At 65.2% G+C, this 19,148-nt stretch carries 20 protein-coding genes and 1 tRNA gene; 7 read left to right on the top strand and 14 right to left on the bottom strand.

All coding sequences use genetic code 11. The annotated features are described in order from the left end of the window. Positions 1–131: 131 nt before the first annotated feature. From rplL to ACQCSW_RS15565, 9 genes are all read right to left on the bottom strand, one after another. The gene (gene rplL / locus ACQCSW_RS15525) at positions 132–509 is read right to left on the bottom strand and encodes a 50S ribosomal protein L7/L12 (RefSeq protein WP_160673147.1); all 378 of its coding nucleotides are present in this window, start codon (positions 507–509) and stop codon (positions 132–134) included. Positions 510–589: 80 nt separating this feature from the next. Further along, the gene (rplJ, locus tag ACQCSW_RS15530; protein ID WP_354250539.1) at positions 590–1,201 is read right to left on the bottom strand and encodes a 50S ribosomal protein L10; all 612 of its coding nucleotides are present in this window, start codon (positions 1,199–1,201) and stop codon (positions 590–592) included. A 296-nt stretch (positions 1,202–1,497) separates the two neighbouring features. Then, the gene (locus ACQCSW_RS15535) at positions 1,498–2,616 is read right to left on the bottom strand and encodes a GNAT family N-acetyltransferase (RefSeq protein ID WP_426990712.1); all 1,119 of its coding nucleotides are present in this window, start codon (positions 2,614–2,616) and stop codon (positions 1,498–1,500) included. An 8-nt stretch (positions 2,617–2,624) separates the two neighbouring features. Next, positions 2,625–3,743, bottom strand: coding sequence for a GNAT family N-acetyltransferase (locus ACQCSW_RS15540; RefSeq protein WP_426987254.1), 1,119 nt, complete (start codon positions 3,741–3,743; stop codon positions 2,625–2,627). 115 nt (positions 3,744–3,858) lie between these two features. Next, entirely contained in the window at positions 3,859–4,566 is a 708-nt protein-coding gene (gene rplA / locus ACQCSW_RS15545) for a 50S ribosomal protein L1 (RefSeq protein WP_426987256.1), read from the bottom strand. Between the two features lie 129 nt (positions 4,567–4,695). Next, positions 4,696–5,127, bottom strand: coding sequence for a 50S ribosomal protein L11 (rplK, locus tag ACQCSW_RS15550; protein WP_024365990.1), 432 nt, complete (start codon positions 5,125–5,127; stop codon positions 4,696–4,698). A gap of 130 nt (positions 5,128–5,257) precedes the next feature. Beyond that, complete coding sequence (gene nusG / locus ACQCSW_RS15555) at positions 5,258–6,115, bottom strand: transcription termination/antitermination protein NusG (RefSeq protein ID WP_426987258.1); 858 nt, start codon at positions 6,113–6,115, stop codon at positions 5,258–5,260. 115 nt (positions 6,116–6,230) lie between these two features. Then, positions 6,231–6,515 carry a preprotein translocase subunit SecE gene (secE, locus tag ACQCSW_RS15560; protein WP_426987260.1) on the bottom strand — a complete coding sequence of 95 codons (285 nt, stop codon included), beginning with the start codon at positions 6,513–6,515 and terminating at the stop codon, positions 6,231–6,233. Positions 6,516–6,596: 81 nt separating this feature from the next. Further along, positions 6,597–6,669: transfer RNA gene (locus tag ACQCSW_RS15565), tRNA-Trp, on the bottom strand. A gap of 275 nt (positions 6,670–6,944) precedes the next feature. Between ACQCSW_RS15565 and ACQCSW_RS15570 the strand changes: the two genes are divergently transcribed. Further along, positions 6,945–8,162 (top strand): pyridoxal phosphate-dependent aminotransferase, encoded by a 1,218-nt coding sequence (locus ACQCSW_RS15570; RefSeq protein WP_426987262.1) that lies wholly within the window; start codon positions 6,945–6,947, stop codon positions 8,160–8,162. An 82-nt stretch (positions 8,163–8,244) separates the two neighbouring features. Here ACQCSW_RS15570 and ACQCSW_RS15575 read toward each other — a convergent pair whose 3' ends face one another. Together ACQCSW_RS15575 and ACQCSW_RS15580 are read right to left on the bottom strand one after the other, a co-directional pair. Then, positions 8,245–8,928, bottom strand: coding sequence for a LuxR C-terminal-related transcriptional regulator (locus ACQCSW_RS15575; RefSeq protein ID WP_181577268.1), 684 nt, complete (start codon positions 8,926–8,928; stop codon positions 8,245–8,247). Further along, positions 8,925–10,346 carry a PspC domain-containing protein gene (locus ACQCSW_RS15580; protein ID WP_426987265.1) on the bottom strand — a complete coding sequence of 474 codons (1,422 nt, stop codon included), beginning with the start codon at positions 10,344–10,346 and terminating at the stop codon, positions 8,925–8,927. Before ACQCSW_RS15580 ends, ACQCSW_RS15575 begins: the two co-directional genes overlap by 4 nt. 124 nt (positions 10,347–10,470) lie before the next feature. Between ACQCSW_RS15580 and ACQCSW_RS15585 the strand changes: the two genes are divergently transcribed. The 6 genes from ACQCSW_RS15585 (at position 10,471) to ACQCSW_RS15610 (ending at position 16,105) form a co-directional block, all read left to right on the top strand. Continuing rightward, entirely contained in the window at positions 10,471–12,021 is a 1,551-nt protein-coding gene (locus ACQCSW_RS15585; RefSeq protein WP_426987267.1) for a PspC domain-containing protein, read from the top strand. A 1-nt stretch (position 12,022) separates the two neighbouring features. Next, on the top strand, positions 12,023–12,313 hold the full coding sequence (locus tag ACQCSW_RS15590) for a hypothetical protein (protein ID WP_354250532.1): 291 nt from the start codon (positions 12,023–12,025) through the stop codon (positions 12,311–12,313). Between the two features lie 3 nt (positions 12,314–12,316). After that, positions 12,317–12,568 (top strand): PspC domain-containing protein, encoded by a 252-nt coding sequence (locus ACQCSW_RS15595; RefSeq protein WP_426987269.1) that lies wholly within the window; start codon positions 12,317–12,319, stop codon positions 12,566–12,568. Between the two features lie 148 nt (positions 12,569–12,716). Continuing rightward, positions 12,717–14,174, top strand: a complete 1,458-nt coding sequence (locus ACQCSW_RS15600; protein WP_426987271.1) for an ATP-binding cassette domain-containing protein — start codon at positions 12,717–12,719, stop codon at positions 14,172–14,174. Between the two features lie 97 nt (positions 14,175–14,271). After that, on the top strand, positions 14,272–15,297 hold the full coding sequence (locus tag ACQCSW_RS15605; RefSeq protein WP_426987273.1) for an ATP-dependent 6-phosphofructokinase: 1,026 nt from the start codon (positions 14,272–14,274) through the stop codon (positions 15,295–15,297). 91 nt (positions 15,298–15,388) lie between these two features. Beyond that, the gene (locus tag ACQCSW_RS15610) at positions 15,389–16,105 is read left to right on the top strand and encodes a GNAT family N-acetyltransferase (RefSeq protein ID WP_426987275.1); all 717 of its coding nucleotides are present in this window, start codon (positions 15,389–15,391) and stop codon (positions 16,103–16,105) included. Between the two features lie 7 nt (positions 16,106–16,112). On the opposite strand, the gene ACQCSW_RS15615 is transcribed toward ACQCSW_RS15610, so the two are convergent. Genes ACQCSW_RS15615 through ACQCSW_RS15625 form a run of 3 tightly spaced genes read right to left on the bottom strand, consistent with a single transcriptional unit; the run spans position 16,113 to position 19,144 of the window. After that, positions 16,113–17,618: a DHA2 family efflux MFS transporter permease subunit gene (locus tag ACQCSW_RS15615; protein ID WP_426987277.1), complete on the bottom strand. Its 1,506-nt coding sequence runs from the start codon at positions 17,616–17,618 to the stop codon at positions 16,113–16,115. A 3-nt stretch (positions 17,619–17,621) separates the two neighbouring features. Continuing rightward, complete coding sequence (locus tag ACQCSW_RS15620; protein ID WP_426987279.1) at positions 17,622–18,062, bottom strand: ankyrin repeat domain-containing protein; 441 nt, start codon at positions 18,060–18,062, stop codon at positions 17,622–17,624. Continuing rightward, positions 18,062–19,144 (bottom strand): YgfZ/GcvT domain-containing protein, encoded by a 1,083-nt coding sequence (locus tag ACQCSW_RS15625; protein WP_426987281.1) that lies wholly within the window; start codon positions 19,142–19,144, stop codon positions 18,062–18,064. The genes ACQCSW_RS15620 and ACQCSW_RS15625 overlap by 1 nt, the downstream gene beginning before the upstream one ends. Positions 19,145–19,148: the final 4 nt, after the last annotated feature.

Below are 19,148 nucleotides of genomic sequence, written 5' to 3' on the forward strand. Positions count from 1 at the left end.
CCCACCCAACGCGGGGTCACCTACGGCCCATAAGTGAGCACTTCATGGGCCGTAGGTGACCCCGCGTTGGGTTAAATGCAGGAAAACCCCGCCCACCGAAGTGGACGGGGTTTTCCGTGAAGCGGCGTGAGTTACTTGAGGGTAACGGTTGCGCCGGCAGCCTGGAGCTGCTCCACTGCCTTTTCGGCAGCTTCCTTGGTGACGCCTTCGAGAACAGCCTTGGGAGCGCTGTCAACAACGTCCTTAGCTTCCTTGAGACCCAGGGAAGTGATGGCGCGAACTTCCTTGATCACTGCGATCTTCTTCTCGCCAGCGTGCTCGAGGATAACGTCGAATTCGGTCTGCTCTTCAGCTTCTTCAGCGGCGCCGCCACCGGCGGGGCCAGCAACAGCAACTGCAGCTGCAGTAACTTCGAAGGTCTCTTCGAAGAGCTTGACGAACTCAGAGAGCTCGATGATGGTCAGTTCCTTGAAAGCTTCAATGAGCTCTTCGTTGGTGAGCTTCGCCATGGTGTGGCGTCCTTCCTATAGGTGGTGCTTGGCGGCCTGGGCCATTGCCTTCACACCGGAGTCTGGTGGGTGAAGAGAAACTAGTTCTCTTCGGCAGCGGGTGCCTCGGCGGGTGCCTCAACACCAGCTTCTGCAACTGCTTCGGGGGCTTCGTCTGCGGCAGGAGCTTCTTCAGCGGCGGGAGCCTCGGCAGCTGCCGGTGCACCGTTCGCTTCTTCAAGCTTGAGGCGCAGTGCGTCAATCGTGCGTGCAGCGGCGGCGGCAGGTGCCTTGAGGATGCCTGCAACCTTGGCGAGCTGCAGCTCGCGGGACTCGAGCGCTGCCAGTGCAGAAACTTCGCTGGCGTTCAGTGCCTTGCCCTCGAAGTAACCGGTCTTGATGACCAGCTGCTTGTTGGCCTTGGCAAAATCCGTCAGGCTCTTGGCAGCTGCAACTGCGTCACCCTTGATGAACGCGATCGCAGTGGGGCCGGCAAGCTGGCCGTCGAATGCTTCGACACCGGCTTCCTTGGCTGCAATGGCGGTCAGGGTGTTCTTGACGACCGAGAACTTGGTGTCCTGGCCGAGAGAAACACGCAGCTGCTTGAGCTGTGCAACGGTGAGCCCACGGTATTCGGTCAGGACAGCGGCGTTCGATTCCTTGAAATCGTTAGCGATCTCAGCTACTGCTGAAACCTTTGTAGGCGTTGCCATAACCCTCCTTCCGGGGATAGTGCCGGTATGCGACGGTCCCCGCTCAGGTGAGCTAAAACTAAAAAACGCCCCGCGCAGATGCACGGGGCTTGGCTCAACACGGCTTTCACTGTGGAGCGTTGCTTCGTTCACCTGCGCCGGCCGCCCTATGTTCAGGGTCCTTCGTCCAGAAATACATTTGGCCTCCCGCACACAACTGCAGAGTTGAGCTGCGTTCAGGAGAATGGATTTCCAACAACCGACGGTCTTTGGTCCTTCAAGCTTACGCGACGGGCAGCCGGACCACCAAATCGGCCTCAGCTCTTACTGGTCCCCAGGTACGGGAGCTCTTTCTGCCAGATGCCGGTCACGCCTGCCGTGGTGAAGCCGAGCTGCTGGTTGACCGTCAACAGGTACCTGTTCTCCGGCGCGTTCCAGGTGTAGATCACCCGGGCATCGGGGAACTGCTCGGTGAGCCGCTCCATGTTGGCAACCTTGATCAGCAGCCCCAGCTTGTTCCCGCGGTGCTCCTGCAGAACCAGGGTGTCGTCCTGGAACACCACATCGGGCCGGTGGGCCAGGACGCTGATGGTGGTTAGGCCCACCAGCGCACCGGTGGCCAGATGCTCGACGGCGGTGACCACCGTCCGCCTCCCCTGCGCGATGGTGACCTCTTCCGCCCCGCGGAGGATGCCGCCGTCGAACACCATGTCCTGCTCGACGGGAGTCTCCAGGGAAGGGTGGACGTCGGCGCCCGCCTGGTTTTCGAGCACCGCCACGGCTTCCAGCCACTCATCCGGGCAGCGGTCCGTCCAGTGATGGAGCCGGTACCGCCCGTTGTTGGCTTCATCTGCCTCGGCCTGGAGGTCGGCCACGAGCTTGCTGTCCAGCGGCAGCGCACAGGAGCTGAACTGTTCGATGTGTTGAAGTGTGTAGCCGGTCCGGCGCGCAAATTCGACTTCCCGGCTGGCCAACGGCACAAAACCCTGGCCTGAACCCGGCACCAGCTGGGCCTTCTCGAACTCGTGCAGGGACGCGCCGGGATGGTTGGTGTCAACGAGGATCAAGGTGCGGCCCTCGCTGCGCGCCAGGTGTTCGGCCGCGAGGAGCAGCTTGCGGCCCACCCCTTGGCGCTGGAATTCCGGCAGGATGTCCAAGGTGAACTCCGCCATGTCCAGGTTGTCAGTCAGCGGCAGGGCAATGTCCACCGTACCGATGATCTGGTCGCCGATTTTGGCCACCAGGATGACCTGGCGCTCATAGGGATCGGCCAGCTCCAGGAGTTTCTCCAGCGGTGAGTACGCGAGGTCATCGCTGCCCCACGTCTGCATTCGTACCTTGCGGCCCACTTCGACGGCAGCCAGAAAATCCGCTGCGTCAGTTGCGTCCAAGGTGTCCGGGATCCACAGCTGCTCGATCCGTACGTCTTCTGCCATCAGGTGCGTCATCCCAGCCGTTTCTGCCATTCGCCCTCATAACCAGCAGGTTTGAATCCAAGCAAATTATTTATCGCCAGCATATGCCGGTTTTCCACGGCGTTCCATGTCAGCACCGATCGCGCCGCGGGCCATCGATGCTGGGCCGCGCGGAGGTTCGCCGCCTTGATCAGCAATCCCAGCCTCTTCCCGCGGTGCCCGGAAGAGACCAGGGTGTCCTGCTGGGTAATGCTCGCAGGAATGCCCGGCCGCCAGTTCAGGACCGTGTAGGCCACGAGCTTGCCGGTGGGCCTGTGCAGCGCTGCTGCGACCTGGCTCTGCACGCCGCTGCGGCTGTTCGACTGCTCCTCCTGCCGGACCCTGGCAGGGTCCCAGTCCTCGGCTTCCCAGTCCAGGCCGGCAATAGGGACATCCGTGCTCATCCGGTTCTTGAGGACTGCGTATTCAGCCACGAGTTCGTCAGGACACGTATCAGACCAGCCCACCAGGACGTAGCCGGTTGCCCGTGACGACGCCTCCATCTCCTGTACGTCAAGTTGATTCGCGTGGACCGGCAGCGTGAGGCGGCTGGACTTCTCCACCTGCTCGAGTTCGTAGCCCGCACCGGCCGCAAAGGCCACGGCAGGGTCATCTGCGGGGAGCCCGCCCGCGCCCGATTTGGCGGGGATCAACCGGGCCGCCTGCTCCACCGTCCCGGCCGGCAGCTCACAGTAGGCATCAAAGGAAATGCGGCCACTGTCCGCGGCCACAGCCTCGGCGTGCTCCAGCAGCTGGCGGCCCCATCCCCGCCGCCGGAAGGCTGCCGACACGTCCACCAGGATCCCTGCTGTTGACGTGTTTTCACGAAGGGGCAAGGTTACGGAGCAGGTTCCCACGGTTTGCTGGCCCAACCGTGCTATGAAGAGCCGGCGTTCCTCGTACTCATTGCCGCGCCAGTATTCCAGGCTCTCCATGGCCGTGGGGCAGCGGTCCAGGTCGCCCCATTTCTCCAGCTCATGCTTCTCGCGCAAGGCGTGGCACTCGTGGAAGTCCATCAAGCAACCGGTGCCGCCGGCAGTGTTGCCTGTCCCGGCGTCGAGCTCTGTAGGAATGGCGACTGCGGTGATCATCAGCTGCTGGCCGGTCATGCCCCCAGCCTAACCATCCGCACGGCTTAGTGGGGTTAAACCAAGGGACCGCCCGGCGCAGTGCCGGACGGTCCTTTAGTGTGCCGGGATAAACCGGCCGAAGTGCTGTTGAGGATTAGACCTCGGTCAGGACCTTCGTGACGTTGGGGTCGACGGCGATGCCGGGACCGAACGTGGTGGCCACGGTGGCCTTCTGGATGTAGCGGCCCTTGGAAGCGGACGGCTTCAAACGAAGCACCTCTTCCAGTGCTGCTGCGTAGTTCTCGGCCAGCTTGAGGGCGTCAAAGGAAACCTTGCCGATGATGAAGTGCAGGTTCGAGTGCTTGTCAACGCGGAAGTCGATCTTGCCACCCTTGATGTCGTTGACAGCCTTGGCGACATCTGCGGTCACGGTGCCGGTCTTCGGGTTCGGCATCAGGTTACGGGGACCCAGGACCTTACCAAGACGGCCAACCTTGCCCATGAGGTCAGGGGTGGCGACGGCTGCATCGAAGTCGGTCCAGCCGGCTGCGATCTTTTCGATCAGGTCATCGGAACCAACGAAGTCGGCGCCGGCAGCGATTGCTGCCTCAGCCTTGTCGCCCGTTGCGAAGACCAGAACGCGGGAGACCTTACCGGTGCCGTGGGGCAGGATAACGGTGCCGCGGACCATCTGGTCAGCCTTGCGAGGGTCAACGCCCAGGCGGAAGGCAACCTCAACGGTGGCGTCGAACTTGGACGGGTTGGTGTCCTTGGCGAGCGTTACTGCCTCGAACGGCGCGTAGAAGTTCTCCGCGCCGATCTTGGCGGCTGCTGCCTCATATGCTTTGCTGCGCTTTGCCATGCTGCTTATTTCTCCTTGTGCAGTTGTGGTCTGCGGACCGCGCTGGGCCCTGCCACAGCCGAGGATCCTGCATGGATCCTGCGACATTTCAATGTTTCAGTGGTGCCGGTTTCCCGACGGTGAAGGCTCTTAGCCTTCTACGGTGATACCCATGGAGCGGGCGGTACCGGCGATGATCTTCGCTGCGCCTTCAAGGCTGGTGGCGTTGAGATCTTCCATCTTGGTGGTGGCGATCTCGTTGACCTGGGCCTGAGTCAGCTTGGCAACCTTGACGGTGTGCGGGGTGGGTGAACCCTTGGCAACGCCTGCGGCCTTCTTGATGAGCTCTGCCGCCGGCGGGGTCTTGGTGATGAACGTGAAGGAACGGTCTTCGTAGACCGTGATTTCCACGGGGATAACGTTTCCACGCTGGGCTTCTGTGGCAGCGTTGTACGCCTTGCAGAATTCCATGATGTTGACACCGTGCTGGCCAAGCGCAGGACCGATCGGCGGGGCCGGGTTAGCGGCGCCTGCCTGGATCTGCAGCTTGATGAGGCCGGTGACCTTCTTCTTGGGAGCCAATGTAAGGTCCTTCTCTCAATATCTTCCTGGGACACAGGAGCGTGCCTCAGGTTTTTGGCCGCCATGGCGAGGCGACCGGCCGTTCCGGGGCTGCTAAGCGGGCAGTCCGGAACGAATTCTGTGCGGGTTATTAGATCTTGCTGACCTGGTTGAATGCCAGGGTGACCGGGGTTTCGCGTTCGAAGATCGACACGAGCACCACGAGGGTCTGGGATTCCACCTTGATCTCGGAGATCGTCGCGGGGAGGGTCTCGAACGGACCTTCCTTGACGATGACCGATTCGCCGACCTCGAAGTCGATGTCAATCTGGGCGGCGGCGTGCTTGACGGGCTTGCCCTTTTCGGCCTGCTCTTCTTCGAAGACCGGCGCGAGCATGGAGAAGACTTCGTCGAGGCGCAGCGGCACCGGGTTGTGGGCGTTGCCCACGAAGCCGGTAACACCGGGAGTGTGGCGGACGGCGCCCCAGGAGGCATCCGTCAGGTCCATGCGGACCAGGACGTAGCCGGGGATCCGGACGCGGTTGATGACCTTGCGCTGAGCGTTCTTGATCTCAACGACCTCTTCCATGGGCACCTGGATTTCGAAGATGTAATCTTCCATGTCCAGGGTCTGGATGCGGGTCTCAAGGTTGGCCTTGACGCGGTTTTCGTAGCCGGCGTAGGAGTGGATGACGTACCAGTCACCCTCCTGGCGGCGCAGCTTGGCTTTGAATTCGTCGGCGGGGTCAACCTCGGCCTTGGCGGCCGCAGCTGCCAGGGCGTCTGCATCAGCGTCGTCGCCCTCTGAGTCGCCCTCAGCAGGTTCGCCTTCTGCGGCGTCACCCTCTGAATCGGCATCCTCTGAATCGTCGGCGGAATCGGCGTCGGCGGATTCGGGCGCAGCGGACTCAACCTCGGACTCTTCACCGGCTTCAGCCGTGGGGGCCGCCGTGTTGTCCGCGGACTCTTCCAGCTCAGTCTCGGTTACCTCGAGCTCCTGCTCAGACACTTGGTCTCCTGCTTCCTCATTGCCTAACATGCCTATTTAAATGGCTCAATTCCGCACACCGCGTGGATTCTTCCGGTTACCCGGACAAGGCCACGCGGCCTGCGGACGATATGCTTTAGCGGTCCGTGGGAGCGATCCCGCCGAAGACCCACCTGACCGCGGTTCCAAAACCGATGTCCAGCAGGCTGACGATCACCATCATGATGGCCACGAACACCAGCACCACGAGCGTGTAATTGATCAGTTCCTTGCGGGTTGGTGCAACAACCTTCTTCAGTTCGCCGATGACCTGGCGAATGAAGAGTGCAATACGAGCGAAGAAGTTTGCCTTGGCGTCCTTCTTAGCTGGGCGGCCCTTGGAGCTGCTGGCAGCTGTTTCGGTCACCTGGTCCTCGCTCATCTTTGCAATGTTGGATTACCCGGTCCTGATCAGAACCATGGTTGCTGCGCTTGCTCCGGCATTCCGCCGGAACAGCTTGCGCAGGGCAGACAGGACTCGAACCTGCAACCTGCGGTTTTGGAGACCGCTGCGCTACCAATTGCGCCACTACCCTATGGATCGAAAACAGCATCCTGACAAACTTCCGCAGTTTTCACTGGGGCGCACGTCATCATCCGTGTTTTCAACACCGGAGAACCAGTCTACGCAACAACTTCGTCTACGTCGAACCAGCCTCTTTCCGGACCGTCCAATCCGCCCTGGCGGGTGAGTTGACCTGCAGTCACATCCACGCGGGCAGCCCGAACGATCCGCTGAACAGCATAGAGTAGATCACGTCGAATTCCACCATTCAGCCTTCCGGGCTGCAAGCGAAGAACGGACCCTGCCATGTCTGCCGCCCGCGTTTCCAAGCGCATTTCCGCAATTGCCGAATCCGCAACCCTGGCTGTTGATGCCAAGGCCAAGGCGCTGAAGGCAGCTGGCCGGCCGGTTATTGGCTTCGGGGCAGGGGAACCGGACTTCCCCACTCCGGACTACATCGTCAAGGCGTCCATTGAGGCCGCCAGCCAGCCCAAGTACCACCGCTACTCCCCCGCCGCCGGCCTGCCGGAGCTCAAGAAGGCTATCGCCGAGAAGACTCTCCGCGACTCCGGCTACGCCGTGGACCCGTCCCAGGTCCTGGTGACGAACGGCGGCAAGCAGGCCGTGTACAACACCTTCGCCACGCTGGTGGATCCGGGTGACGAAGTGATTGTTCCCACGCCGTTCTGGACCACCTACCCGGAGGCCATCAGGCTTGCCGGCGGTGTCCCGGTTGAGGTGTTCGCCGGACCTGAGCAGGACTACCTGGTCACCGTTGAGCAGCTTGAGGCAGCCGTGACGGACAAGAGCAAGATCCTGCTGTTTGTCTCGCCGTCCAACCCCACGGGCTCCGTCTACAGCCCGGAGCAGGTGGCCGAGATCGGCAAGTGGGCCGCCGCAAAGGGGCTCTGGGTGGTCACCGACGAGATCTATGAGCACCTGACCTACGACGGCGTGCCCTTCACCTCCATCGCCACGGCCGCCCCAGAACTGGGCGACAAAGTGGTCATCCTCAACGGCGTCGCCAAGACCTACGCGATGACCGGCTGGCGTGTGGGCTGGATGATCGGCCCGGCCGACGTCATCAAGGCGGCCACCAACCTGCAGTCACACGCCACGTCCAACGTTTCGAACATCATGCAGATTGCAGCCCTCGCCGCCGTCTCCGGACCGCTGACCGCCGTCGACGAGATGAAGGTGGCGTTTGACCGTCGCCGCAAGGCGATCGTTGCCGGCCTGAACGCGATCGACGGTGTTGAATGCCCGACGCCGAAGGGTGCGTTCTACGTCTACGCGGACGTCCGTGCGCTGCTGGGGAAGGAATTCCCGACGGCGGCAGGTACCGCAACGCCGTCGACCTCCGCCGAACTGGCTGCTTTGATCCTGGATGAGGTTGAAGTAGCCGTGGTGCCGGGCGAGGCGTTCGGGCCCTCCGGCTACCTGCGGCTCTCCTACGCCCTGGGCGACGAGGACCTGGCCACCGGCGTCGCCCGGCTCCAGGACTTCCTGGGCCAGGCCAAGTAACCCTCCCTTAACCCGGATGCGCTATCACTTTGAGTCGTTATGGATGCTGTTTAACGACTCAAAGTGATAGCGCATCTTTGGGCTAGAGCAGGCGGCGTTCGGCTGCCCACTTGGTCAGCTCGTGCCGGCTGGAGAGCTGGAGCTTGCGCAGCACCGCTGACACGTGCGTTTCCACCGTTTTGATGCTGATGAACAGCTCCTTGGCCACCTCCTTGTAGCTGTAGCCGCGGGCGATCAGGCGCATCACTTCGAGCTCACGGGCGGAAAGCCTGTCCAGCTCGTCGTCGGCAATGTCGGCGGGAGCGGTGCCGAAGGCGTCCAGTACGAAGCCGGCCAGCCGGGGCGAGAACACGGCGTCGCCCCCAGCCACGCGGAACACGGCGTCGGTGATTTCGGCACCGGAGATGGTCTTGGTGACATACCCCCGGGCGCCGGCGCGGATGACCGACACCACGTCCTCGGCGGCGTCGGAGACGCTCAGGGCCAGGAACTTGGTGGTGCCCAGGAGGGCCGCGGAACCCGCGATGACTTCCCGGCCACCACCGCCGAGGCCGCCCGGCAGGTGCACATCCAGGAGCACCACTTCCGGATGCTCCTGCGCGATCACGGCGATGGCCTGCTCAACCGTGGCTGCTTCACCGACTACGTGGATGCTCTCATCGAGGTCGGCTTTGAGTCCCGAACGGAAGATGGCGTGGTCGTCCACGATCACCACCCGGACCGGCTGCGCGGGGCGGATGGGCCCGGTCCCCTGTACGTTGTTCATGATTTCCCTTCCGCGTTGTCCGTTTGGAGCGCCGGCATTCCCAGCCGCACCTCGGTGCCGTCCGGCGTGCTGGTGATGGAGGCGGTCCCGCCGTGGCGTTTCATGCGTCCGATGATCGATTCGCGGACACCTAGCCGGTCTTCGGGTACATCCGGCAGGTCGAAGCCCGGCCCCCTGTCCTTGATGAAGATTTCTGTGCGCCCATCGGAAACTTCCAGGTAGACGGAGACAGTCCCGCCGCCGTGCCGGGACGCATTGAGCATCGCCTCACGGCTGGCCTGGACCAGCGCCTCGTGGGATTCGGTCATGGCTGTGTCCCCGACGCTCACCACCTCCACGGCGTTACCCAGGGAGTCTTCCACCTCGGCACCCACCGCCTTGATACGGTCCGAAAGCTGTCCCGCCTCCTTACCTGGGTCCTGGAACAGCCAGCTCCTGAGTTCGCGTTCCTGGGCACGGGCGAGCCGCACCACGTCGTGCTCGTTCCCCGCCCGCCGCTGGATCAGGGCAAGAGTCTGGAGGACGGAGTCGTGCAGGTGGGCCGCGATCTCGGCACGCTCGGTTTCGCGGATCCGGCCCGCACGCTCCGTTTCCAGGTCCCGCCAGAATTTGAGTGCCCACGGTAGAAGCACCAGAACCACGCCGCCCAGCACCGCCACCGATGCCAGCAGCGCCAGCCAGGTCTGTTCCCAGGATCCGGAGCCGGACACCATCACCAGCACGCCGGCGACCACCAGCGCCAATCCGGCGGCCAGGCGCGCCCAGCCGCCTGCCTGATCGGCCTTGGTTTTGTCCACGAGCCCCGCGCGGCGGGTTTCGTCGAGCTGCATCCAGGCGATGGCTGCACCGCCCAGCACGGCAGCGGCGGGGATGAGGGTCCCCAGGGGCACGTCCACGCCCAGGAGCTGGGCTATCATGATGCCCGCCACCAGGAGGAGGCCGGCGCCCAGCAGCATTTCCTTGCCGTGGCGCATGCTGCGGACCCGGAACCACGGCGGCCGCACGGCGTCCCGGTAGCCGGCACCGGGCCCGCCGCTGGAAACACCGCCGGAAACACCCCCACGGGCGAAAGCACCGGCGTCGGGAGTTCCCCACCATGGAGCGGCCGCGGGCGGACCCGGCGACGGCGACGCGGGCGGAGGCACAGCGCTGAATGCCGGGTCAAGGGTGACGGCCGGGGCAATGGGCGACGCCGGGCGCTTGGCGTTGCGCCGGGCGCTTTCGTCGGCGGTGGGGACCATGATCCACAGCCACGCGTAGAAGGCCAGCCCGGCGCCGCCGGCGAGGGTTGCGAGCGCCATACCGATCCTCACGTTTTTCACCGGCCAGCCCAGATGCGCTGCGAGGCCGGCGCATACGCCCGCGATGACGCGGTCGCTGCTGCGGACAAGCGGTGGGCGGGTGAGGGCGGTGGTCATGTGTCAATCCAAGCACGGATCAGGGTTCCCCGGACCAGATTCCGGCCTGAACCGGGGGTAACTCAGGGGCGAGTCAGGGTGTTCCCCAGTAGAGCTCCGCCGCCCCGGACGGCAGGATCGAAGTATGAACTCCCAGACCCCCACCCCCGATGACGGCCAGCCCACGGAACCGCTCCCACCACGCGACCCGGACCAGCCGACCGAACCCCTGCTGCCGCCCCCGGCTTCCCCGCAGGACACTCCCCCGGCCGCCGGTCCCTATGACGGTCCGTACGCAAGCCCGTATGCCAGCGCCAAAGTGCCGGGCCAGTCCAGTGACTTCTTCACCTGGATCCGGAGCCACGGCATCCAGCGTGGACGCGACCGGTGGATCGGCGGTGTCTCCAGCGGCATCGCGCACCGGATGGGCATCGACCCGCTGATTGTCCGCGGCATCTTCATTGTCCTCACCCTCTTCGCCGGAATCGGCGTCCTGCTCTACGGCTTGGCTTGGGCATTCCTGCCCGAACCCGACGGGCGCATCCACGTCCAGGAAGCCGGCGCCGGCCGCTGGTCCAGCGGTATGACAGGCGCGCTGATCACCACCGTGGTGGGGCTCACCGGGCTCGGCGGCGGATTCTGGGGCTGGAGCCGCAACGGCTTCGGCGGATTCCTCTGGACCGTCTTCTGGGTGGGCGGCGCCATCTACTTCATCTACTACCTGACCCAACGCAACAAGGCCCGGAATGGAGCCCCCATGAACGCCACACCGCAACCGGCCGGCGGAAACTCCGGTTACTCGGCCGCCTACCCCACAACCCCCTATGCCTCGCCGTTTGCGGCCACGGATTCCGCCTCGACCCGCACGTCCGGCACGTCCCGCACGTCCGGCATGCCCGGCATGCCCGGCAGCGCACCTTACCTTCCGGTCCCGCCGTCGGGCGTCAACCCGCCTTACGGCGGCGGCAGCTACGGCGGCGGCGCCAACTACGGCGGGGGCGGTAGCGACGGCGGTGCCTACGGTGGCTACCAGCCACCGCAGGGCCCGGCCCGGGCACCCAAGGTCCGCCCCTCCGGCCCCGGCGCCCCTGCCGTAGCCATTACAGCCGGAGCAGCACTCCTGGTGGGTGGCAGCCTCAAAGCCCTGGACGCCGGCAACGTCATCAACCTCGGTGACGCCGCCAACGCGATCGTCTGGGCCAGCGGCGCAGCAGTCCTGGGCCTGGGCATCCTCATCGCGGGCCTGCGCGGCAGGACGTCCGGAATCCTTGGCTTCTTCGCCGTTGTTGCCCTGGTGATCGGCGGCATCTTCAACGTTGTGGGCAACGGCGACAGGGTGCGCTTCACCCAGGTCGACTGGGCACCCGTCAGCATCGAACAGGCAAGGGACGGCTTCGACGTCACCGCAGGCCGCGGGACTGTTGACCTCACGGGGCTGAACGTCACCGCCCCGCTGGCGTCCGACGTCGTAGTCCCCCTGGACATCACTGCCAGCAACGTCACGGTAGCCATCCCGGACAACGTCCCCGTGGACATCAGGGCCGACATGACCATGGGCAACCTCACCGAAGGCAGCGACCACCGCAGCGGAATCTCCACACGCGAGAGCAGCTACAACACCGACAAGCCCGGCGCCAAGCTGATCGTGGAGATCAACGGCACCTTCAGCAACGTCACCATCCAGGAAGGGAACTGACATGAGCAACGTCAATCCGTCACCCGAGCCGTACTCTCCGGAAAGCACGACGGCGGCCGGCCACCCGGGGGCCGACGCAACACAGTCAGCCACGCGCGTCGGAACCGTGGTCTGGGGCCTCATCGTGACGGCGCTGGCCGCCCTGATCATCATCGCCCAGTTGGGTGTAGTGACCCTGAACGGCACGTACGTACTGATCGGCCTTATGATCGGCGCTGGCGCCGCACTGGTGATCGGCGGGCTGCTTTCGGCCCGGAAACGTGACAACGAACCCACAACAGGGAAGTCTTGAACCATGGACAAGTTCTTCAGCATCGTCAGGGGCTTCGGCCTGAAACGTGGACCCGAACGCTGGCTGGGCGGTGTGTGCGGCGGAATCGCAGCAAAGCTCAACGTGGATGTGGCATTCGTGCGGATCGCTTTCCTGGTCTTCTGCCTCCTTCCCGGCCCCGCCGTCGTCCTGTACATCGCGGCCTGGCTGGTCCTTCCGGACCAGCGGAACTCCATCCCGTTGCAGAACTTCCTGGACCGCCGCTCCATCAGCTGACCTCATGCAAGAACCGCAAGGCCCCCACTCCCCCGGAATCGTCCCGGGAGCGGGGGCCTTTCTGCCGCCCTTGTCCACCGGCCGGTGGACAACAGGTTCAACCGGCCGGGCCTGTTGGCCGGCACCCCGGGACTGTCACGCTGGAAGCATGAACACTTCCCTCAGCCCCGGGCAGCGGCAAGCCCCTGATGCCATCACCGTCCGCGGCCTCAACAAAACGTACGGCCTGCCCAAAGGCGGGACCCTCACGGCCGTGGACCAGCTGGATCTCACCATCCGTGCCGGCGAAACGTACGCCCTCCTGGGTCCCAACGGCGCCGGCAAGTCCACCACCATCGAGATCCTGGAAGGCCACCGGAAACCGGACAGCGGCGAGGTCATGGTTCTGGGAACGCGCCCCTGGAAGGCTGCTCCGTCCTTCCGTGCCCGGATCGGCATTGTCCTCCAGGAGGCCACCGACTCCGGCGAATTGAGGGTTTCCGAGGCGCTGCGTTCGCTTGCTTCCTGTTTCCCGGCGCCCCGGCCAGTGGACGAAGTCATTGACGCCGTGGGGCTCGGCGGCAAGGGCGGCGTCCGGATCTCAACCCTTTCGGGCGGCCAGCGGCGCCGGCTGGACGTGGCGCTGGGGATCATCGGCAACCCGGAGGTCCTGTTCCTGGATGAACCAACCACCGGGTTCGATCCCGAGGCCCGGCGGCAGTTCTGGGACCTCATCCGCCAGCTGAGCAGCGGCGGGACCACCATTGTCCTCACCACGCACTACCTGGACGAGGCAGAGCAGCTGGCGGACCGGATCGGCGTCATCAACCACGGGCGGCTGATCGCCGAAGGCAGCCCGCAGGACATCGGCGGCCCGGGCCTCCGGCGCCACCCGACTGGTGGCGATGCTCCCCACCGCGGCTCCAGGGCCCGGCGGCACGGACGCCGGGCCAGGAACCCGCGGCACGGGCGCAACCATGCCCGGAGCCGCGGCATGAGCGCCCCGGAAACTGTAACCGTGGTCCTGGCCGACGACCAACCCGTGGTCCGGAGCGGCCTTGCTGCGCCGCTGGACACTGCGGACGGCATCGACGTGGTGGCCGCCGCGGCCAACGGCGAGGAGGCGGTGGACGCAGTCAGCCGGCTGCGCCCCGCCGTCGTCCTGATGGACCTGCGGATGCCCGTCCTTGACGGCGCCGGCGCCACGGCGCAGATCCGGGACCGGTTTCCTGACACCAAGGTGCTGGTGCTGACCACGTACGACGACGACTCCGACATCATGCGCGCCGTGGAGTCCGGGGCGGTGGGGTATCTCCTGAAGGACACCGCCGGGGACCGCATCATCGAGGCCGTGCGCGCTGCAGCGCGCGGCGAGACAGTTCTCGCTCCGCCGGTGGCGGCACGTCTGGTCTCGCGAATGCGCGCGCCTGAACTGCCGCGACTGACGGCCCGGGAGGTGGAGGTCCTTCGCTGCGTGGCACAGGGATTGAGCAATCCCGAGGTGGCCACCGCGCTCCACATTGCCGAAGCAACGGTCAAGACCCACCTGCTGCGGGTCTTCAACAAGCTGGACGTGGACGACAGGACCCGTGCCGTGGTCCTTGCCATGGAACGGGGTCTTTTGTAACCGGTTTGTGTCGTAACGCACACCGCCGACTACAATCTAGGTGAGCTCAGCGTGGCGCTCTGCCTGTATACCCTCACACCAGGATTTGAGCCGAAACATGAAAATTGGAATTCTTACCAGCGGCGGCGACTGCCCCGGACTGAACGCTGTCATCCGCGGAGCCGTCCTCAAGGGCATCGCCATCCACGGCCACGAGTTCGTCGGGTTCCTGGACGGCTGGCGCGGCGTCGTCGAAGGCGACATCATCGATATCCCCCGCACCATGGTCCGCGGCATCGCCAAGCAGGGTGGCACCATCCTGGGCACCTCCCGCACCAACCCCTTTGAAAACGGCGGCGGGCCGGAGGTCATCAAGGCCCACATGGACCGTCTCGGCATCGACGCCATCATCGCGATCGGCGGCGAAGGGACCCTCGCTGCCGCGAAGCGCCTCACGGATGCCGGCCTCAAGATTGTGGGCGTCCCCAAGACCGTGGACAACGACCTCGACGCCACGGATTACACCTTCGGTTTCGACACGGCGGTGCAGATCGCCACCGAGGCCATCGACCGGCTCCGGACCACGGGCGAATCCCACCACCGCTGCATGATCGCCGAGGTCATGGGCCGCCATGTGGGCTGGATTGCCCTGCACGCCGGCATGGCCGCCGGTGCCCACGCCATCCTGATCCCCGAGCAGAAGGTCAGTATCGAGCAGATCACCGAATGGGTCCAGGAAGCCCACGACCGTGGCCGCGCGCCGCTGATTGTTGTGGCCGAGGGCTTTGTTCCGGACCACATGGAATCCCCGCACTCCGAGCGCGGCCTGGACACGTTCGGCCGGCCGCGCCTGGGCGGCATCGCGGACCGGCTCGCCCCCGAGATTGAAGCCCGCACCGGCATCGAGACCCGTGCCACCATCCTGGGGCACATCCAGCGCGGCGGTGTCCCGTCCGCCTTCGACCGCGTCCTCGCCACCCGCCTGGGCATGGCCGCCATCGACTCCGTGGTGGAGGGTTACTGGGGCACCATGGTGGCGCTCAAGGGCACCGACATTGAACACGTGAGCTTCGATAAGGCCCTGGGCCGGCTCAAGACTGTTCCGCAGAAGCGCTACGACGAGGCTGCGGTCCTGTTCGGCTAAACCGTCTAAGCGCGAACGGACACTTGAGGCCCCTCCGCTGTGAGGCCTCAAGTGTCCGTTCGCGCTTCCCTGTGCTGGGTAGGCTGGGGATATGACTCTTGACCCCGGTTCCGCCACCATCATCCAGCTCGCTTGGGCCCGGCACTTGGGGCTCGACGACGGCGCCTTCGCCGCTTCGCTGAGTTCCGGCGAGCGGATGGTCAGGGCCGACGACGCTGCAGAGACTGTGGAGTTCGTCAGGCTGTTCGGCAGCTCGGCACTGGTGGGGCCGCAATGGGTCATTGACGCCGCCGCAGGAATTCCGGATGGGGAGATGGCCCAGCATGTGACCCTCCTGACCCTGACCCGGGCCCACGGAGGCCACGGCCTGGGTGCGGCGGCGTTGTTCTTCGCCGACGATCTGCCCCTGCGCCAGCCCCCCGAAGAGCTCACCGTGTCCCACGGAAATCCGGAGGCGATCGAGCTCGAAGGCCTGTGCCCGCCGGACGACGTCAACGAAGTGCATCTGTCAGAACTCGAGAACCGGTACACAATCCTCCGCGAGGTGGACGGTCGGCGCCTTCCGGTGGCATGCGGGGCGTACGGGGAATGGGAAGGACTTCTCGCGCAGATGGGAGTCCTGGTGGACCCCGAGTGGCGGCGCCGCGGGCTTGGATCCGTGGCCGCATCCATCGCCGCCCATGAGGCCCTCGCGGCAGGCCTTACCGTCCAGTGGCGCGCCGAAGTCAGCAACACCGGGGCAGTGGCCCTGGCGCGGCAACTGGGCCTGTCCGCCGGCGGCATCCAGACGAGCGTGCACCTGGGCTGACGCCTCCCTAGGACGCCCGGTTGGCGCCCTCTGCAGCCGCAGGAGCCGCCGGCTGACCGCCCCAGCCCGCCATCACCTTGGGCTTGGCAAAGAACAGTGCCACGGCTGCGCCCACCAGGATCACACCGGCAGGAAGCAGGATGGACTGGCCCATCGCCGTCGAGAATCCCTCATGGAGCGCCTCAGGCAGCACGCCGGAGAATTCCATTCCGCCCGCCCCGGGACCCTGCGCGGGGAGCTCGGCGGCCAGGCGCGCCTGGATGAGCACGGCAATGGCCGCGCTGCCCAGTACCGCGCCGATCTGGCGCGTGGTGTTGTAAACCCCGGAACCTGCCCCAGCCTGGCGCGGCGGGAGATTGCGCGTAGCAGTGGAGCTCAGGGGCGCCCAGATGCCGGCATTCGCGAACCCCAGGACAGCACTGGGCAGGAGGAAGAGCAGGATGGGTGTATCCGGGTGCATCAGGGCCGAGTTCCAGAACAGCGCCACAGCCATCAGGACCAGCCCGCCGGCAGTGATGTATTTCGGATTGACCCGGTCGATTATTTTGCCCACCACGGGAGCCAGGCCACCGGAGATGAGGGCCATGGGAACCATCATGAGCGCCGATTCGGTGGGCGTCATGCCCCGCACCAACTGGTAGTAGAAAATGAGTGGCAGCGCGAAGGCGGTGACCGTGAAGCCAACGGTGGTGATCCCTATGTTGGCCAGGGAGAAGTTCCGGTCCCGGAACAGGTCCAGCGGCAAGAGCGGCTCGCCCTTGTTGAAGCGTTGCCAAAGAATGAACGCCCCCAGCACCACTACCCCGGCGATGATGAGACTCCAGACGCTGATGGGTCCAACGATGGTCCCCCAGTTGTACGTCTCGCCTTCCTGGATGCCGAACACCAGGAGGAAAAGCCCGACGGCGCTGAGCAGCACGCCCGGGATGTCGAACTTATGGGGGTGCGTGCTGAGGGTGGGGACGAACCGCCAGGCGAGGATAAATCCGACGATACCGACCGGTATGTTGATGAAGAAGATCCATTCCCAGCCGAGGCTGTCGACCAGCAGGCCGCCCAGGATTGGACCCACCAGCGTTGCAAGGCCCGCGGTGGCGCCCCACAGGCCCATCGCGGCGCCCCTGCGGTCCGGCGGGAAGATCCTGGTAATCACCGCCATGGTCTGCGGGGTCATGATGGCGGCACCCAAACCTTGGAAGATCCGTGCGGTGATCAGCGTCTGGACGTCACCGGCCAGCCCGCACCAGAGGGAGGCGAGCGTGAAGACCACGAGGCCGGATAGGTAGAGCTTCTTGGGTCCGAAACGGTCGCCGAGCCGGCCGGTGATCAGCAGCGGTACCGCGTAGGCCAGCAGGTACGCGCTGGTCACCCAGATCACGGCGTTGATGTCCGTTTCCAGCCCTTTCATGATGCTGGGGTTGGCCACCGAAACGATGGTGGTGTCGATCAGGATCATAAAGAACCCGATGACCAGGGACCAGAGGGCTGGCCAAGGCCGCGCTACATTTTCCAAGCGTCAGTTCCCCAGCAGATCGAGGATGTCCGTGCGGGCGAACATCTGCGCGGCAGCCCGGGCGGAGGGGCTGCCGGCGTCGGGATCTGCACCGGCGTCCAGCAATACCCGGGACACGTCCGTATACCCCTTGAATGCTGCACCGGCCAAGGGTGTCTGGCCGCGGTCGTTGGCCGCATTGGCCTCTCCGCCGTGCTCAAGGATCAGCTGCACCGCCTCCGCGTGGCCGTGGTAGGCGGCCAGCATCAGCAGGGAATCGCCCGCGGTGTTGGTCATGGTGGCGGGCGCCCCGGCGTCCAGATACGTGCGCAGGAGTCCGGTGTCCCCCTCCCGGGCAGCCTGGAAGAGCCGGTGGGCCAAAGCCACGGCCTCGTCGTCGGGCGCAGTGGCGCCGGCTTTGGCGACGTCGGGTGAAGCGGCGTCGGGTGCGGTGTTCTCGGTCATCAGCGGGTCCCCCTCAGGAATCCAGTCTGGCGCCCCACTACCTGGCCGGCGTCGGGAGCAACAATTACTTCCTGGGCAGCGATGTAAGGCTCCTCGCCGTCCAGCACCGTCAGCATCTCATCCGGTGCGACGGACCGCTTGATGACGGCCAGCGCCACCGGGCCCATTTCGTAGTGCTGGGCAACGGACGTTACTGTCCCGACCTTCCGCTCGCCGAGCATGACCTGGCTGCCAGGCGCGGGCATGGTGTGCTGCGACCCGTCCAGCTGCAGGAACACCAGGCGCCGCGGCGGATGGCCCAGGTTGTGCACGCGGGCGATGGTCTCCTGGCCCTTGTAGCAACCCTTGGACAGGTGCACGGCGGTACGGAGGAGGTCCAGTTCGTGCGGAATGGTTTTGTCGTCGGTTTCCGCGCCCAGCCTGGGGCGCCACGCAGCAATGCGGAGGGCTTCCGCCGCCATAACGCCGGCGAGTGGGCGGTCCGCCAAAGTTTCCTCAAGTTCAGCGACCGGCACCAGGTACTCGATCCAGGGCCGCTCCAGCCCGGGGTGCCCGTCCTCCGGAACCACAGCGTAGGAGTAACCGCCGGCACCGACGTTCGGCCACGGATCCCGCCAGGCCAGCAGTCCCGACCATTCCTCCACAGCCCTTGTGGACCCGAGCACGGCCCAGTCGGCGGAGACGTCGGTGATCTCGACGCGCAGCATGAACTTCATTTTGTTCAGCCACTCAGCCAGCGGTGCAGCCTCGGCAGCCTCAACAATCAGCCAGGTGGTCCCGCCGTCGTCCACTACGCAGGCGTCAAACTCGATCCGGCCCTGGATACTCAGCAACAGCAGCTCGCTTGACTCCCCCGGCTGCAGGCCGGTGACCTGCTGGGAAGACAGGGTGTTCAGCCATGTCAGCCGGTCCGGACCGCTGACGGTCACCACGCCGCGGTGGGAGAGGTCGACGACGGCGGTGCCTGCCGCGAGTGCGCGCTGCTCACGCAGCGGCTCACCGTAGTGGGATGCGACGCCGGCGTCCGCACCGGTGGCCTCGACGGCGCCAGGGCGCGACAGTAGGGGGCTGGGAGTAGTCATACTG

Source organism: Pseudarthrobacter sp. Y6 (genome assembly GCF_050156205.1).
Taxonomy (GTDB): domain Bacteria; phylum Actinomycetota; class Actinomycetes; order Actinomycetales; family Micrococcaceae; genus Arthrobacter.